At 75.0% G+C, this 1,030-nt stretch carries 1 protein-coding gene; it reads right to left on the bottom strand.

Features of this window, described 5'->3' with window-relative positions; genetic code table 11:
- Nucleotides 1–975 (bottom strand): glycosyltransferase family 4 protein (locus tag B8460_RS18950; RefSeq protein WP_148360711.1); only part of this gene is annotated, 975 nt, incomplete at its 3' end.
- Between the last annotated feature and the right edge of the window lie 55 nt (nt 976–1,030).

The following is a 1,030-nucleotide window of genomic DNA, read 5'->3' as shown; positions in this document are numbered from 1 at the left end:
GGCGGCGAGGGCGGCGATGCGCGCCCCGGCGGCGGCGGGATCGGGCGTGTCGAGCAGCGCCGCCGCATCGCCGTCGAGCGTGTAGGGCACGGCGCCGGCGGCATAGGCGAGCACCGGCACGCCATGCGCCGCCGCCTCGATCAGCGGCACGCCGTAGCCCTCGTGCAGGCTGAGGGAGACATACAGATCGGCGCGGGCGTACCAGGCGTGCAGCTCGTCGTCGGACACGGCGCCGGTCAGCACGACGCGATCGCCGAGGCCGGCGTCGCGCACGGCGGCCAGGATGCGCCGCACGTAGGTGTCGTCCGGCCCGTCATGGCGCCCGACCAGCACGAGACGGGCGTCGTCGGGCATGCCGGGCGCGCGGCAGGCGGCGGCGAAGGCGGCAACAAGGACGTCCTGCGACTTGTTCGGCACCACGCGGCCGACGAACAGGACGGTGAAGGGGCGCAGGGCGCGGGCCGGGGGGATCGCCGCGGCGCGGGCGCGCAGGGCGTCGATGTCGGACAGCAGGGTGCAGGTCGCGACCGGATCGAAGCCGAGGCGGAGCAGTTCGATCGCGTTGTAGTCGCTGTCGGCCAGCGCCGCCGTGACGCCGCCGCGCCAGCCGGCGAGCTGCGTGCGGCCGAGTTCGGCGTAGCGCCGCAGGTACGGCGCCCCGGCGAGCAGGGCCGGGGGTGTGACGTTGTGGTAGATCAGCACCTTCGGGGCCGGCAGCGCGGCGACGTGCGGATAGCGGTCATGGCCCATCGAATGGCGCACGATCAGCACGTAGTCCGCATGCGTCGGCAGCGCGTCGAGCGGGTGCAGCTCGTGCGCGAGCGCGGGGTCGAGATGTTCGACGAAGATCTCGCTCACATAGCCCGCGTCGCGCAGCAGGCGGCGGGTGAGCAGCATGGCGTTGGTGATCGCGTCGCCGGTGGCCGAGCCGGCATGGAACTGGTGGACGGTGCGCAGCCCCTGCCGGCGCGACATGGCGGGGAGGGCCGGCGGGACGGGCGGCGCGGGCGGCTCCGGGGCCGCGGGCTCC

This window comes from Acidisphaera rubrifaciens HS-AP3, from assembly GCF_000964365.1.
Taxonomy (GTDB): Bacteria; Pseudomonadota; Alphaproteobacteria; order Acetobacterales; family Acetobacteraceae; genus Acidisphaera; species Acidisphaera rubrifaciens.
The sequence above is the reverse complement of the archived record's forward strand: the minus strand, read 5'-3'. Positions and strand labels throughout refer to the sequence as shown.